This window comes from Streptomyces sp. (assembly GCF_031181705.1).
GTDB lineage: Bacteria > Actinomycetota > Actinomycetes > Streptomycetales > Streptomycetaceae > Streptomyces.
On sequence record NZ_JAPSKN010000049.1, the window covers coordinates 17,184 to 33,246 of the forward strand.

Consider the following 16,063-nt stretch of genomic DNA (forward strand, 5'->3'; position numbering starts at 1 on the left):
ACGAACAGGCCCGGGGGCACGGCCCCCGGGAAGGTCAGGCCAGGTTCACCGAGCGGGCGGACGTGGCACCGATCTCCGCGGCCACCTCGGCCAGTACCGAGGCGGTCACCGTGTCGTCCACGGTGAGGACGGCCAGCGCCTCGCCGCCGACGGCCGCCCGCGCGACCTGCATGCCGGCGATGTTGATGCCCGCCTCACCCAGGATGCGGCCGACCGTGCCGACGACACCCGGGCGGTCCTCGTAGCGCAGCACCACCATGTGGTCGGCGAGCGCGAGGTCCACGTCGTAGTCCCCGACGGCGACGATCTTCTGCAGGTGCTTGGGGCCGGCCAGCGTGCCGGAGACCGACACCTCCTCGCCGTCGGCGAGGGTGCCGCGCACCGTGACGACGTTGCGGTGCTCGGTCGCCTCGGAGCTGGTGGTCAGCCGCACCTCGACCCCGCGCTCCTGGGCGAACAGCGGGGCGTTCACGTACGACACCGTCTCGTCGACGACGTCCTCGAAGACGCCCTTGAGGGCGGACAGCTCCAGTACCTTCACGTCGTGCTGGGTGATCTCGCCGTAGACCTCGACGTCGAGGCGGACCGCGACCTCACCGGCGAGCGCCGTGAAGATCCGGCCCAGCCGCTCGGCGAGCGGCAGACCCGGCTTGACGTCCTCGGCGATGACACCGCCCTGCACGTTCACCGCGTCCGGCACCAGCTCACCGGCGAGGGCGAGGCGCACCGAGCGGGCGACGGCGATCCCCGCCTTCTCCTGCGCCTCGTCCGTGGAGGCGCCGAGGTGCGGGGTGGCGACGACCTGGTCGAACTCGAACAGCGGGGAGTCCGTGCAGGGCTCCTTCGCGTACACGTCGAGACCGGCGCCGGCGACCCGGCCCTCCTTCAGCGCCGAGTACAGCGCCTCCTCGTCGACGATCCCGCCGCGCGCGGCGTTGACGATCCGCACGCTGGGCTTGACCTTGCGCAGGGCCTCGTCGCCGATCAGACCGAGGGTCTCGGGCGTCTTGGGGAGGTGGACGGTGATGAAGTCGGAGACCTCCAGCAGCTCGTCCAGCGACAGCACCTTCACACCCATCTGCGCGGCCCGGGCGGGCTGCACGTACGGGTCGTAGGCGACGACCTTCATGCCGAAGGCGGACATGCGCTGCGCGACGAGCGCGCCGATGCGGCCGAGGCCGACGACGCCGAGGGTCTTCTCGGCCAGCTCGACACCCGTGTACTTGCTGCGCTTCCACTCGCCGTTCTTCAGCGCGGCGTTGGCCTGCGGGATGTTGCGGGCGGTGGCGAGCAGCAGACCGCAGGCCAGCTCGGCGGCGGTCACGATGTTCGAGGTGGGGGCGTTGACGACCATCACGCCGGCCTTGGTGGCGGCGGAGACGTCCACGTTGTCCAGGCCGACGCCGGCTCGTGCGACGACCTTGAGCTTCTTCGCGGCGGCGATCGCCTCGGCGTCGACCTTGGTGGCCGAACGGATCAGGATCGCGTCCACATCGGCGATGGCGGGGAGCAGTTCGGCTCGGTCCGCGCCGTTGCAGTGCCGGATCTCGAAGTCCGGGCCCAGCGCGTCGACGGTGGCGGGCGACAGCTCTTCAGCGATGAGTACGACGGGTTTCGAGCTCACGTGAGTCCTCACAAGTCCAGTGCTGCGGACGGCCGTCCCGACGGCCGCAGGCGGTGGAGGGGTGGAGCGGCGCCGGAGAGGTGCGGTGCGTTCCCGCGTCGTCCGGTGCGTGCTCTCGGTGTGCCGGGCGGAGGTCCTCGTAGCGGAGCTACCAGGGCCTTCGTCCGGTGCGGCGAGAGTGCGTGCCGGGCGGCGTGGGGGCGTGCCTGCACTTCCCCGGTGTCGCATGGCCGCGTGGAAGACGCACGACGCTGTGGGCCTGACGCGTATACATGCAGCAGTGTAGTGGTGCGGCGGGGGCCGTTCCGCGTCTCGGCGGAAGGATCACCCGGACGGGAAAAGGGCCCGGCCGAGGCGTCGGTGCCGCGGCCGGGCCCGGGGGCTCACGCCTCCTCGTCGACCCAGCTCATGAGCTTGCGCAGCTCCTTGCCGGTGGTCTCCAGCAGGTGCTCGGAGTCCTGCTTCTTGTACTCGTTGTACTTCTTCAGACCGCCGTGGTACTCGTCCATCCAGTTCTTGGCGAACGTGCCGTCCTGGATCTCGGCGAGGACCTTCTTCATCTCGGCCTTGGTGGCGTCGGTGATGATGCGCGGGCCGGTGACGTAGTCGCCCCACTCGGCGGTCTCGGAGATCGACCAGCGCATCTTCTCCAGGCCGCCCTCGTACATGAGGTCGACGATCAGCTTCAGCTCGTGCAGGCACTCGAAGTAGGCGATCTCCGGCTGGTAGCCGGCCTCGGTCAGCGTCTCGAAGCCCGCCTTGACCAGGGCAGCGGTGCCACCGCACAGCACGGCCTGCTCGCCGAACAGGTCGGTCTCGGTCTCCTCGGTGAAGGTCGTCTTGATGACCCCGGCGCGGGTGCCGCCGATGCCCTTGGCGTAGGACAGGGCCAGCGCGAAGCCGTTGCCCGTGGCGTCCTGCTCGACGGCGGCGATGCAGGGAACGCCGCGGCCCTCCTCGTACTGGCGGCGGACCAGGTGGCCCGGGCCCTTCGGGGCGACCATGCAGACGTCCACGCCGGCCGGGGGCTTGATGAAGCCGTAGCGGATGTTCAGGCCGTGGCCGAAGAACAGCGCGTCGCCGTCGTTCAGGTTCGGGGCGATGTGCTCCTCGTAGACCTGGGCCTGGATCGGGTCCGGGACGAGGATCATGATGACGTCGGCCTCGGTGGCGGCCTCGGCCGGGCTCACCACGCGCAGGCCCTGCTCCTCGGCCTTGGCCTTGGACTTGGAGCCCTCGTGCAGACCGACGCGCACGTCGACACCCGAGTCGCGGAGCGACAGCGCGTGGGCGTGGCCCTGGCTGCCGTACCCGATGACCGCGACCTTGCGGCCCTGGATGATGGACAGGTCGGCGTCGGCGTCGTAGAACAGCTCGGCCACTTTGGGTTCTCTCCTCGGGAGTGCAGGTGTTGCGTCCCACCGTATGACGGGGGGCGGAAGGGAAGTCTGAGGGTCTCGGAATACGGGCGGCCGACGGCGCGCCGACCGCCCGCTTCCCGTCTTACGCCGACCGGTCCAGGGCGCGCAGCGACCGGTCCGTGATGGAACGGGCACCGCGGCCGATCGCGATCGTGCCGGACTGGACGAGCTCCTTGATGCCGTACGGCTCCAGCATCTTGAGCATCGCGGAGAGCTTCTCGCCGGATCCGGTGGCCTCGATGGTGACGGCCTCCGGGGAGACGTCGACGGTCTTGGCGCGGAACAGCTGGACGATCTCGACGATCTGGGAGCGCGTCTCGTTGTCGGCGCGCACCTTCACCAGGACGAGTTCCCGCTGGACGGCCTGGGACGGCTCCAGCTCGACGATCTTCAGCACGTTGACGAGCTTGTTGAGCTGCTTGGTGACCTGCTCCAGCGGCAGGTCCTCCACGCCGACGACGATGGTGATGCGGGAGATGTCGGGGTGCTCGGTGACACCGACGGCGAGCGAGTCGATGTTGAAGCCGCGGCGGGAGAACAGGGCGGCGATCCGGGCCAGGATGCCGGGGGTGTTCTCCACCAGGACGGAGAGCGTGTGCTTGGACATGGTCTGCTTCCTCTGCTTGAAAGTCCTGGACGGCTCTCAGTCGTCCTCGTTGTCGCCGAAGTCGGGGCGGACGTCCCGGGCGGCCATGATCTCGTCGTTGGAGGTGCCGGCGGCGACCATCGGCCAGACCATGGCGTCCTCGTGGACGATGAAGTCGACGACGACGGGGCGGTCGTTGATGGCGTTCGCCTCCTCGATGACCTTGTCGAGGTCGTCCGGGGACTCGCAGCGGATGGCGTGGCAGCCCATGGCCTCCGACAGCTTCACGAAGTCGGGGACGCGGGTGCCCCGGGCCTGCGGGTTGACGTCGTCCGGGCCGGAGTGCAGGACGGTGTTGGAGTACCGCTGGTTGTAGAAGAGGGTCTGCCACTGGCGGACCATCCCGAGGGCGCCGTTGTTGATGACGGCCACCTTGATCGGGATGTTGTTCAGGGCGCAGGTGGTGAGCTCCTGGTTGGTCATCTGGAAGCAACCGTCGCCGTCGATGGCCCAGACGGCCCGGTCGGGGGCTCCGGCCTTGGCGCCCATGGCGGCCGGGACGGCGTAGCCCATCGTTCCGGCGCCGCCGGAGTTGAGCCAGGTGCCGGGCCTGTCGTACTCGATGAAGTGGGCGGCCCACATCTGGTGCTGGCCGACGCCCGCCGCGAAGATCGTGCCCTCGGGGGCCAGCTGCCCGATGCGCTCGATGACCGCCTGCGGGGACAGCGAGCCGTCGCCGGGCTGGTCGTAGCCGAGGGGGTAGGTCTCGCGCCAGCGGTTCAGGTCGTTCCACCACATGCCGTAGTCGCCCTGGTGGCCCTCGCTGTGCTCCTTCTGCACGGCCTGGATCAGGTCGGCGATGACCTCGCGGGCGTCGCCGACGATCGGGACGTCGGCGGCGCGGTTCTTGCCGATCTCGGCCGGGTCGATGTCCGCGTGGACGATCTTGGCCAAGGGCGCGAAGCTGTCCAGCTTGCCGGTGACACGGTCGTCGAAGCGCGCGCCGAGGGCGACGATCAGGTCGGCCTTCTGCAGGGCGGTGACGGCGGCCACCGAGCCGTGCATGCCGGGCATGCCCAGGTGCTGCGGGTGCTTGTCGGGGAACGCGCCGAGCGCCATCAGCGTGGTGGTGACGGGCGCGCCGGTCAGCTCGGCGAGGACCTTCAGCTCGGCGGTGGCCTTGGCCTTGAGCACCCCGCCGCCGACGTAGAGCACGGGCCGGCGGGCCTGGGTGATCAGCTTGGCGGCCTCGCGGATCTGCTTGGCGTGCGGCTTGGTCACCGGGCGGTAGCCGGGCAGGTCCATGACGGGCGGCCAGGAGAAGGTCGTCTTCGCCTGGAGGGCGTCCTTGGCGATGTCGACCAGGACCGGGCCCGGCCGGCCGGTGGAGGCGATGTGGAAGGCCTGCGCGATGATCCGCGGGATGTCCTCCGCCTTGGTCACGAGGAAGTTGTGCTTGGTGATCGGCATGGTGATGCCGACGATGTCCGCCTCCTGGAAGGCGTCCGTGCCGATCGCCTTGGACGCCACCTGGCCGGTGATCGCGACCAGCGGCACGGAGTCCATGTGCGCGTCGGCGATCGGGGTGACCAGGTTGGTGGCGCCGGGGCCCGAGGTCGCCATGCAGACGCCGACCCGGCCGGTGGCCTGCGCGTAGCCGGTGGCGGCGTGTCCGGCGCCCTGCTCGTGGCGGACCAGGACGTGGCGCACCCTGGTGGAGTCCATCAGCGGGTCGTAGGCCGGGAGGATCGCACCGCCGGGAATGCCGAATACCGTGTCGGCGCCGACCTCCTCGAGAGAGCGGATGAGGGACTGCGCGCCCGTCACCTGCTCGGGGGCGGAGTGTCCTCCGGATCGGGGCCGGGGCTGCGGGTGGTGGGCCCCGGTGGCCTGCTCGGTCATCGGCATTCTCTTCTCAGACGCTGAGGGTTTTTGCGAGGTTTGTGCGGTCTTCAACTGCTGCACGGAGGGCGTCTGTGCAACAAAAAACCCCTCGTGCCATAAGGCAAGCGAGGGGAGCGCGCCGGGTGGGTCAGCTGAGCGGTCGAGGCTCAGCGTCAGCCGACGCGCTTTCCAAGTACGAGAATTCGGGTGCGCATGGCACAGACCCTCCCCCCGGCACGCACTCACTGTCAAGTGGGTGGGACGGGAGTCTCATTATGTGAACGGAGGGCCGTGCCGCCTCCGATGACGGCGGACACGTTCGTGCTGTACACCCGCCCGGCGCCGCCCGCGAGTGCCGGTTGGGCCGGTGCGTGCGGCAGCGGGTAGTGGCCGCCCGCGAGCGCCCGGCGCAGCCGGTACTCGTCCAGCGGCCCGGAGAACGCCATGCCCTGCCCGTGGGTGCAGCCCATCGCGCGCAGGGCGACGACCTGCTCGGGCAGGTCGACCCCCTCGGCCACGGACTGCAGCCCGAGGTCACCGGCGATGCGCAGCAGCCCGCTGGTGATCTTGTGCAGGCGCGCGGACTCGACGACGCCCTCGACCAGACCGCGGTCCAGCTTGAGGATGTCGACGGGCAGCCTCCTGAGGGCCGTGATCGCCGCACAGCCGCTGCCGAACCCGTCCAGCGCGATCCGTACGCCGACCCGCCGCAGGGCGCCCAGGCGGCGCTCCAGCTCGTCCAGCGGGACCCTCGGGTCCGCGTCGGACAGCTCGATGACCAGCGAGCCGGACGGCAGGCCGTGCCGGGTGAGCAACGCCTCGATCGTGCCGAGCGGCAGGGACTTGTCCACGAGCCGGCGGGCGCTCATCCGGACGGCGACCGGCACGGACAGCCCGGTCGCGTGCCGCTCGGCGGCCTGCTCGACGGCCTCCTCGATCATCCAGCGGCCCAGCGCGGCGGTCTTGTCGCTGTCCTCGGCGACGCGCAGGAACTCCGCCGGGGTGAAGAGCACCCCCTGGGAGGAGCGCCAGCGCGCCTGCGCGGACACCGAGGTGATCCGGCCGTCCTCCAGGCACACCACCGGCTGGTGCAGCAGGGCGAACTCGCCGTCGTGCAGTGCGGCCCGCAGGCGGGTGGCCAGCTCCGCCTTGCGGACGACGTCCTGCTGCATCTGCGGCTTGTACAGCTCGACGCGGCCCTTGCCGCCGGCCTTGGCCCGGTACATCGCGAGGTCCGCGTTGCGCAGCAGCTCGCCCGCGCCGAGGCCGGCTTCCGCGAAGGCCACGCCGATGGAGGCGTTGACGCGGACATCGTTGCCGTCGATGAGGTAGGGCTGGGACAGCGTGGTCCTGAGGCGGTCGGCGAGCTCCAGGATGTGCCGCTCCCGGGCCTGACGGTCGCGGGTGTTGTCCCCGACGATCAGGGCCGCGAACTCGTCCCCGCCGAGCCGGGCGGCGGTGTCGCCCTGGCGGACCGAGTCCTGCAGCCTGCGGGCGGCCTGGACGAGCAGTTCGTCCCCGGCCTGGTGCCCGATGGTGTCGTTGACGGCCTTGAAGCCGTCGAGGTCGATGAAGAGCACCGCCGTGTTCCGCAGGGCCAGGCCCCGGTCGGAGGCGCGGCGGCCCGACAGCGCGTGCTGGACGCGCTTGGTGAACAGGGCGCGGTTGGGCAGGTCCGTGAGCGGGTCGTGCTCGGCGTTGTGCTGCAACTGGGCCTGCAGACGCACCCGTTCGGTCACGTCCCTGCTGTTGAAGATGAGACCGCCGTGATGGCGGTTGACGGTCGACTCGACGTTCAGCCAGCCTCCGTCACCCGACCGGAAGCGGCACTCGATGCGCGTGGTCGGCTCCTCGACCGGGTTGGCGGCGAGGAACCTGCGTACCTCGTGCACGACGCAGCCGAGGTCTTCCGGGTGGATGAGATGGGCCAGTTCCGTGCCCACCAGCTCCTCCGCCGGGCGGCCGTAGACACCGGCGGCGGCCGGGGAGACGTACCTGAGGACACCGCTGGGGGCGGCGATCATGATGACGTCGCTGGAGCCCTGGACCAGGGAGCGGAAGTGGTTCTCCTTCTGCGCCAGTTCCTGGGTGAGGGTGATGTTGTCGAGCAGCATGATGCCCTGGCGCACGACCAGCGCGAGCACGACCGTGCCCCCGGTGAGCAGGACCACGCGGTCGACGCTGCGGCCGTTGAGGACGTTGTAGAGGATCCCCAGGGTGCACACGGCGGCCGCGAGATACGGCGTGAGCGCGGCGAGGGAGCCGGCGATGGGCCGGGCGGCCGGGTAGCGGCCGAGATCCCCGCCGGGCAGGGCCAGGGGGTGGTGGGGCCCGCTGCGCTGTCCGGGCACGTGCTCGTGCACCACGCGGGTGTGCCCCGCGCCGCCGTGCCGGTCCGGACCGTGCCGGTCGCCCTCCGCCGCGCGCGGCGTGGCCCACGGGGCGTACGCCAGGAGCAGGGAGCCCGCGAACCAGCCCGCGTCGAGCAACTGGCCGGAGCGGTAGTCGTGGTGCATCAGCGGCGAGGTGAACAGGGCGTCGCACATGACGGTCAGGGCGAGCGCGCCGATGGCGGTGTTGACCGCCGAGCGGTTCACCGCGGACCGCCGGAAGTGCAGCGCGAGCACCATGCTGACCAGCGCGATGTCCAGCAGCGGGTACGCCAGCGACAGCGCCGTGTGCGCCACGCCGGGCCCTTCGGTTTTCGCGGCCTGGGCGAGGGCGAGGCTCCAGGCCAGGGTCAGCAACGAGCCGCCGATGAGCCAGGCGTCGAGCCCCAGGCAGACCCAGCCGGCCTTGGTCACCGGCCGTTTGGCGAGGACCAGCAGCCCGACGATCGCGGGCGGCGCGAAGCACAGGAAGAACAGGTCGGCGTAGCTGGGGCTGGGCACGGGCAGGCCCAGGACCACCTCGTACCACCCCCAGACCAGGTTGCCCAGGGACGCCATGGCCGAGGAGAGGCCGAACAGCAGCCAGGCGGACCGGAAGCGGGTGCAGCGGCTGCGGGCGTAGAGGAAGCACGACACGGAGGCGGTGGCCGCCGCGGCGCTCAGCCCGAAGTCGCCCATGATCAGGGCCATCCCGCGCGAGCCCCAGCCGAACGCGGCACCGACCGCATATCCCGCGCAGGTCAGGGCGAGGACGAGTTGGAGGGCAGCGCCCGGCCGGCGACCGGGGGCCGGCGTGCGGGGCGGCAGCGCGCTCGGGGCCGGAGGCTGTGCCCGCAGCGCTCCGTCCAGCGTGGTGCTCGGGGGCGCGCTCACCGGACCCTCCCGGTCCGCGTCGCTCCCGGGTGTCGCGGGCGCCGGTGGACCGGCTGGGCCTGCCTCCTGCGGCTGCCGGGCCTGCGGCGGTGATGGCTGTGATCGGTGTGGTGGTCGCTGTGATGGGTGCGGTGGCCGCCGTGATCGGCGTGCCGGCCGCGTCTGCCCGCGGCCGTCCGCCAGGGTCGCCGCCGGCAGCCCCGCCCCGTCGGATCGCTCGTCCATAGGCCGTGCATCGCCTGTCGCCCCCCTCACAGTCCTGCAGTGTCCGTCCCCGGCGCCGAACGTCCCCGGCGCAGCCCCTGTCGGGACGATACACCAGTCTCGTCACTCAGGGACATAGGTTCTCTACTCTCCGTGACGATCAACAGATATATGAGTACCCACCGCGCCCGGAGGATTGCGGACGGTACTCGAAGGTCGGTCAGCCGGTGGATGCACCCGTCGTAAGGATCACGTTGCGCAGCGGCTCCCGGTTCACATAACGGTTCAACTGGTCCACCAGGAGCCGCTTGGCGCGCGGCAGGAACGCGGAGGTGGGCCCGCCGACATGAGGGCTGATCAGTACCCCCGGCGCACGCCACAGGGGGTGTTCGCGCGGCAGGGGCTCGGGGTCGGTGACGTCCAGGGCGGCGGTGATGCGGCCGCTCTCCAGTTCGGCGAGCAGGGCCTTGGTGTCGACGACCGGGCCGCGGGCGACGTTGACCAGCAGCGCACCGTCCTTCATCCGGGACAGGAAGTCGGCTCCGGCCAGGCCGCGGGTGCTTTCCGTGAGCGGGGTGGACAGGATCACGACGTCCGCCTCGGGGAGCAGCGCGGGGAGTTCGGTGAGCGGATGCACCGGCCCGCGCGCCGTGGTGCGCTCGGAGCGCGCGACGCGCGCCACCCGCGCGGGCTCGAACGGAACGAGCCGGTCCTCAATGGCGGAACCGATCGATCCGTATCCGACGACGAGCACGCTCCTGTCGGCGAGCGCGGGCCGGAAGCCGCCGAGCCACTCCCCCCGCTCCTGGGCGCGCACGAAGTCGGGGATGCCGCGCAGCGACGCCAGGATCAGCGCGAGGGTGAGTTCGGCGGTGCTGGCCTCGTGGACCCCACGCGCGTTGCACAGCCGCACCCCCGGGCGCAGCCGCCCCAGGCCCGGCTCGACGTGGTCGATCCCGGCGGAGAGGGTCTGTACGACCTCCACCTGGCTCATCCGCGCCAGGGGACGTACGCACAGCGGGCTGGGCTTCATGTAGGGGACGACGTAGAAGGCGCAGTCGGCCGGGTCGGCGGGGTAGTCCTCCGCGCCGTTCCAGAAGCGGTAGTCCGGCCCCTTCGGGAGCCCCTCGATCTCGTCCGGCGGGATGGGCAGCCACACGTCAGCAGTCATGCTCCGAAAGGCTATGTCAGGAGCGCGCCACGGCAGAGGTTAGGTTGGGGTGGCCGGAACAGGGAGGGTCACGACCAGGTGGAGCGCAGGACGATCGGCGCGGGCGCACTCGCGGTGGGGGCCGTCGGACTCGGGTGCATGCCGATGAGCTGGGCCTACAGCACCTCGCGGCAGCGCGGCGAGGAGTCGCTGAGGGCGGTGCACCGGGCGCTGGACCTGGGCGCGTCCCTGCTGGACACGGCCGACATGTACGGCCCCTTCACCAACGAGCTGCTGGTGGGGCGGGCGTTGAAGGAGCGGCGGTCGGACGCCTTCGTGTCGACGAAGGTCGGGCTGCTCGTGGGCGACCAGCACATCGTCGCCAACGGCCGTCCCGGGTACGTGAAGCGGGCCTGCGACGCCTCGCTGCGGCGGCTGCAGACGGACGTCATCGATCTCTACCAGCTGCACCGGGCCGACCCCGAGGTGCCCGTCGAGGAGACGTGGGGCGCGATGGCGGAGCTCGTCCAGGCCGGGAAGGTGCGGGCGCTGGGGCTGTGCGCGGTGGGTGCCCGGTCCTCGCGCCGGGGCGGGGCCCGGCTGCACGACGCGACGATCCGGCAACTGGAGCGGGTGCAGCAGGTGTTCCCGGTGACCGCGGTGGAGGCGGAGCTGTCGGTGTGGTCGCCGGAGGCGCTGGAGGCCCTGCTGCCCTGGTGCGAGACCCGGGGCGTGGGCTTCCTCGCCGCGATGCCGCTGGGCAACGGCTTCCTGACCGGCCGGCTGCGGCCCGGGGCGGGCTTCGAGGCGGACGACCCGCGCGCCCGGCACCCGCGCTTCACGGCCGAGATGATGGCCGCGAACCAGCCGATCGTCGCGGGCCTGCGCCGCGTGGCCCGCCGGCACGGCGGTGGCGTGACACCCGGCCAGGTCGCCCTGGCGTGGGTCCTCGCCCAGGGCCGGCACGTGGTCCCGGTCCCGGGGACGAAGCAGGAGCGCTGGGTCACGGAGAACGCGGCCGCCGCGGCCCTGCGGCTGGGCCCCGAGGACCTGAGGGAGATCGCGGAGCTGCCCCCGGCCCAGGGGTCGTGGGACTGAGGCGGACCGGACCCCGTCCGTAAGGGGCGGACCCCTTGTTCACGGTTCGACGTTCCGTGATCGGGAACCTGTCAGGCGCGGGCGGTGTATGACAGGGAGAACCCCGCCGCGTCGAAGGGACCCATGATCGTGCAACGTCGAGCCGTCCCGGCCGTGTTGGCCGCCGCAGCGCTCCTGCTGACCGCCGGCTGCTCCTCCGACGACGGGGGAACGTCCGGCGCCGACAGGAGCGCCTCCCCGAGCCGCACGGCACCGGGCTCGTCCGCACCGCCGCGCCAGGCCGCCGGGCAGACACCCCCCGCCCGGGGCTCGGTCACCGTGGTCCGCACCGTCGCCGAGGGCCTTGGATCCCCCTGGGGCCTCGCCCCGCTGCCGGGCGGCGGCCTGCTCGTCTCCTCCCGCGACGAGGGGACCATCGTCCGGGTCGACGAGAAGACCGGCAAGAAGACCGAGCTGGGCGAGGTGCCCGGGGTCTCGGCGGCCGGCGAGGGCGGCCTGCTCGGCATCGCCCTCTCCCCCGACTTCGCCTCGGACCGCATGGTCTACGCCTACTTCACCTCGGCCGGCGACAACCGTGTCGTCCGCATGCTCTACGACGACGGCAAGCCCGCCGGCCGGCAGCTCGGCGCGCCCGACACCGTCTTCCGGGGCATCCCCAAGGGCTTCGTCCACAACGGCGGCCGGATCGCCTTCGGCCCCGACAAGATGCTGTACGTCGGCACGGGGGAGAGCGGCGACACCGGCCTGTCCCAGGACCGGGACTCCACGGGTGGCAAGATCCTGCGGCTGACCCCGGAGGGCGAGCCGGCCCCCGGCAACCCGTTCTCCGGCTCGCCGGTCTACTCGTACGGCCACCGCAACGTGCAGGGCCTGGCCTGGGACGCCAGGCAGCGGCTGTTCGCCTCGGAGTTCGGGCAGGACACCTGGGACGAGCTCAACGCGATCAAGCCGGGCGGCAACTACGGCTGGCCCGAGGCGGAGGGGAAGTCCGACGACTCGGGGTTCCAGAACCCCGTCGACCAGTGGAGCACGGCCGAGGCCTCCCCCAGCGGCATCGCCTACGCCGAGGGGTCGGTCTGGATGGCGGGCCTGCGCGGCAAGCGGCTGTGGCGCGTCCCGCTGAACGGCACGGCGGCCTCGGCCGAGCCGCAGGCTTTCCTGGAGGGCGAGTACGGCCGGCTGCGCACGGTCGTCCCGGCGGGCGGCGACCGGCTGTGGCTGGTGACCAGCAACACGGACGGCCGGGGCGCCCCGAAGGACGGTGACGACCGGATCCTGGAGGTGCGTGTGAAGTGACGGCCGGCCCCCGCGCTGCGGGGACCTGCGCGGTCCCTGCACCGGTGGGGGTTCAGGCCTCCCCGTCGTCCTCGGTCTCCGCCGGCGGGCGTACCACGACCTTCCCGGACGCCAGGTCTATCGGACCGCGTCCGGGGTCGGCGTCGCCGACGTCCTCACGGGTCAGCTCCAGGCGCTTCTGCTCGTCGCGGGTGTGCTTGCGGCCGGGCGAGAACAGTTCCTCGAACATGTTGAACAACGGAGCCTCCCTGGGCCGCGACGCTCGCGACGTCCCTTCCAGCGTATGCCTCACCCGGCCGGCCGGGAGGTGAGGGATTCCGCCGGGAACAGACCCAGCCGGTGCGCGACGGCGGCCGCCTCGCCCCGGCCTGAGACGCCGAGCTTGGCGAGGATGTTGGAGACGTGGACGCTCGCGGTCTTCGGGGAGATGAACAGCTCCTGGGCGATCCGGCGGTTGGTGTGGCCGGCGGACACCAGGCGCAGCACGTCCCGTTCCCGGCTGGTCAGGCCGAGGGTCTCGGCCGGGTCGGTGGCGGCCCGGGCCGGTCCGCTTGCGGGGGTCAGGGCGAGGCGGGCGCGCCGGGCGAGGGCGCCGGCGGCGTCGGCGAGGGGCCGGGCGTCCAGGTGGCGGGCGACGGTGTGGGCGAGGCGGAGCAGTTCCGTGGCCCGGTCGCGCTCGTCCTCGCCGCCACCCGCGAGCAGGGACTCGGCCAGGCGGAGACGGACGCGGGCGAGGTCGTAGGGGCGTCCCAGGGGTTCGAAGGCGGTGACCGCCTCCGACCACACGTCGGGGGTGCAGTGGCCGGCGGCGCGCCGCAGTTCGGCGCGGACCCACCGCTCGTGGGCCAGCCAGACGGGGGCGTTCGTGGTGAGGCGCTTGGCCGCGTCGAAGAGCCGGTCCAGGACCTCCTGGCGGCCCTCGCGTGCGGCGGGCAGCCCGCGGGTGTCGGCCTCGGCCGTGGCCGCCTGGAGCAGCAGCGGCCAGGCGTAGCGCTGGGTGCCGGGCGGGAAGCCGGACCGAAGGGTGCGGGCCAGTTCGGCGCGGGCGTCGGGCAGGCGGCCCTCGGCAGCGGCGACCCCGATGGTCAGGCAGGAGATCGGCAGGTCGTGCTGCGGCATGGGATCGTGAGGGCCGTACGAGGCGCGGCCCTCGGCGAGGTGCCGGGCCGCCTCGGGCACCCGGCCGCGGGCGAGTGCGAGGAACGCCAGGATGTTGGCACCGGCCCCGTGCGGCCCGGCGGTCCGCCCGCGCCGCTGGGCGTTGACGGCGGCCTCGGCGGCCTCGTCCCAGCGGCCCAGCGAGACGAGCGACTCGGCCAGGTTGCCCCAGACCCAGCCCTCCGGGTCCCGCAGGCCCAGCTCCGCGGTGAGCCGCAGGCCCTCGCGCAGGATGGCGACGGCCTCCTCGGACCGGCCGACGCCTTCGAGGGCGGAGGGCAGGTTCACATGGCTGCGGCCCACGATCGGCGCCAGATTGCGGGCGGCGACCTCGTCCTTCACCTCGTACATGTGCGCCAGACCGGCCTCGATCTGACCGGCGTCCACCATGAGCCCGCCGAGGGTGAGCCGCGCGTGGGACTCGATGGCGTCGGCGCCCACCATGCGCGCGTACTCCACGGCCCGCTCGGCGGCCGTCAGGGCGTCGGGGCCGGGTTCGTGCAGCATCGACCAGTGGGCGGCGGTGGCGAGCACCTCGGCGTGCACCTCGGACGGCGGCAGCCCGCGGACCAGGTCCTGTGCGGTGGCGATCTCCTTCCAGCCGTCGCCGCGGGCGAGCCCCTGCACCAGCCGGGAGCGCTGGATCCAGAACCACGCGGCGCGCTGGGGGTCCCCGGCGTCGTCGAGCAGACGCAGCGCCCGCTTGGTGATCTTCAGGGCGCGTTCCCGCTCCCCGCCGAGCCGTCCGGCCACGGCCGCCTCGGCCAGCAGGTCGAGGTGGCTCAGCGGGGTGGTGCCCGGGTCGCGTCCGCTGGGTGGATACGCCTCCGTGTAGTCGACCGGGCGCAGGGTCGCGCGTACGGCGTCGGGAGCGGAGTCCCACAGCTCCATCGCGCGCTCCAGCAGCCTCAGTTGCTCGGAGTAGGCGTGGCGGCGCCGGGCCTCGACGGCGGCGTCCAGGACGGCGGGCAGGGCCTTGGCCGCGTCGTGGGCGTGGTACCAGTAGCTGGCCAGGCGGGTGGCCCGCTGGTCGGCCGGGACGAGGGTCGGGTCGGTCTCCAGGGCTTCGGCGTAGCGGCGGTTGAGCCGGGAGCGTTCGCCGGGGAGCAGGTCGTCGCTGACGGCCTCGCGGACCAGGGAGTGGCGGAAGCGGTAGCCGTCGCCGCCGGGCGCGGGGGTGAGGATGCCGGCGTTCACGGCGGCCCGCAGCGCCTCGATCAGCTCGTCCTCGGCGAGCCGGGCGACGGCGGCGAGCAGCCGGTACTCGACGGTGGAGCCGCCCTCGGCGACGATCCGGGCGACCTGCTGGGCCGGCTCGGGCAGTCCCTCCACGCGGACGAGCAGCAGATCGCGCAGGGAGTCCGTCAGGCCCGTGCGGCAGCCCTCGTGGGCGGCGACGGCGAGCTCCTCCACGAAGAAGGCGTTGCCGTCGGAGCGGGCGAAGATCGCGTCGACCTGGTCCGGGTCGGGTTCGTGGGCGAGGATGCCGGCGACCTGGAGGCACACCTCGTCGCGGGTGAAGCGGGCGAGTTCGAGGCGGCGGACGGTGCGGAGCCGGTCGAGTTCGGCGAGCAGGGGGCGGAGCGGGTGGCGGCGGTGGATGTCGTCGGAGCGGTAGGTGGCCAGGACGACGAGGCGGCCGGTGCGCAGGGTGCGGAAGAGGTAGGAGAGCAGGTGCCGGGTGGAGGCGTCCGACCAGTGGAGGTCCTCCAGGGCGAGGACGACGGTGTGCTCGGCGGAGACGCGCTCCAGCAGGCGTGCGGTGAGCTCGAAGAGGCGGGCCAGGCTGTCCTCGTCGTGCCGGCCGGAGCCGGACTCGCCCAGCTCGGGCAGGAGCCGGGCCAGTTCCTCCTCCTGGCCGGCGGCCGCGGCGGCCAGTTCGCCGGGCAGGGCGCGGCGCAGGGCGCGCAGGGCGGTGGAGAAGGGGGCGAAGGGCAGTCCGTCGGCGCCGATCTCGACGCAGCCGCCGAGCGCGACGACCGCGCCGTGGCGGCGGGCGGCACCGGTGAACTCCTCGACCAGCCGGGTCTTGCCGACGCCGGCCTCCCCGCCGATGAGCAGGGCCTGCGGTTCTCCCTCGCGGCAGCGGACGAGTGCGTCGTGCAGCGCGCCCAACTCCTCGGCGCGGCCGACGAACACGGGGCTGACGGACCTGGTCTCCACGGCCCCGAGCATCGCACGCGGGTGCGACGACACGGCACCGGTTTTCGCCGCTCCGACCGGGACACGGCCGGTACCCGAACCGACCGCGGCCACCGGACCACGGTCGAGGACCCCGTCCCCACCCCTCGAACCGACCGAACCGAAACCGGTCACGGCCCCCGCAACGACGCCCGCCACACCGACCACGGGCGCCCGAGCCGCGGCGGGCGCGGGCGC

The 16,063-nt window shown here is 72.6% G+C and carries 10 protein-coding genes; 2 read left to right on the plus strand and 8 right to left on the minus strand.

What is annotated here, in order from left to right; translation table 11 throughout:
- Positions 1–34: 34 nt before the first annotated feature.
- From serA to RIN80_RS12465, 6 genes are all read right to left on the minus strand, one after another.
- On the minus strand, positions 35–1,624 hold the full coding sequence (gene serA, locus RIN80_RS12440) for a phosphoglycerate dehydrogenase (RefSeq protein WP_309095631.1): 1,590 nt from the start codon (positions 1,622–1,624) through the stop codon (positions 35–37).
- Positions 1,625–2,007: 383 nt separating this feature from the next.
- On the minus strand, positions 2,008–3,006 hold the full coding sequence (gene ilvC / locus RIN80_RS12445; protein ID WP_309095632.1) for a ketol-acid reductoisomerase: 999 nt from the start codon (positions 3,004–3,006) through the stop codon (positions 2,008–2,010).
- Positions 3,007–3,127: 121 nt separating this feature from the next.
- Complete coding sequence (gene ilvN, locus RIN80_RS12450) at positions 3,128–3,652, minus strand: acetolactate synthase small subunit (protein WP_010048631.1); 525 nt, start codon at positions 3,650–3,652, stop codon at positions 3,128–3,130.
- A gap of 36 nt (positions 3,653–3,688) precedes the next feature.
- A complete protein-coding gene (locus RIN80_RS12455) occupies positions 3,689–5,533 on the minus strand; it encodes an acetolactate synthase large subunit (RefSeq protein ID WP_309095633.1) in 1,845 nt (614 codons plus the stop codon).
- Positions 5,534–5,763: 230 nt separating this feature from the next.
- On the minus strand, positions 5,764–8,778 hold the full coding sequence (locus RIN80_RS12460; protein ID WP_309095634.1) for an EAL domain-containing protein: 3,015 nt from the start codon (positions 8,776–8,778) through the stop codon (positions 5,764–5,766).
- Positions 8,779–9,202: 424 nt separating this feature from the next.
- Complete coding sequence (locus tag RIN80_RS12465) at positions 9,203–10,153, minus strand: 2-hydroxyacid dehydrogenase (RefSeq protein WP_309095635.1); 951 nt, start codon at positions 10,151–10,153, stop codon at positions 9,203–9,205.
- Positions 10,154–10,231: 78 nt separating this feature from the next.
- Here RIN80_RS12465 and RIN80_RS12470 point away from each other — a divergent pair, with 78 nt between their 5' ends.
- The gene (locus tag RIN80_RS12470; RefSeq protein WP_309095636.1) at positions 10,232–11,230 is read left to right on the plus strand and encodes an aldo/keto reductase; all 999 of its coding nucleotides are present in this window, start codon (positions 10,232–10,234) and stop codon (positions 11,228–11,230) included.
- Between the two features lie 123 nt (positions 11,231–11,353).
- Positions 11,354–12,526, plus strand: coding sequence for a PQQ-dependent sugar dehydrogenase (locus RIN80_RS12475; protein ID WP_309095637.1), 1,173 nt, complete (start codon positions 11,354–11,356; stop codon positions 12,524–12,526).
- 52 nt (positions 12,527–12,578) lie between these two features.
- Here RIN80_RS12475 and RIN80_RS12480 read toward each other — a convergent pair whose 3' ends face one another.
- Together RIN80_RS12480 and RIN80_RS12485 are read right to left on the minus strand one after the other, a co-directional pair.
- Positions 12,579–12,764: a DUF6191 domain-containing protein gene (locus RIN80_RS12480; protein WP_309095638.1), complete on the minus strand. Its 186-nt coding sequence runs from the start codon at positions 12,762–12,764 to the stop codon at positions 12,579–12,581.
- A gap of 50 nt (positions 12,765–12,814) precedes the next feature.
- Positions 12,815–15,859, minus strand: a complete 3,045-nt coding sequence (locus RIN80_RS12485) for an AAA family ATPase (protein ID WP_309095639.1) — start codon at positions 15,857–15,859, stop codon at positions 12,815–12,817.
- Positions 15,860–16,063: the final 204 nt, after the last annotated feature.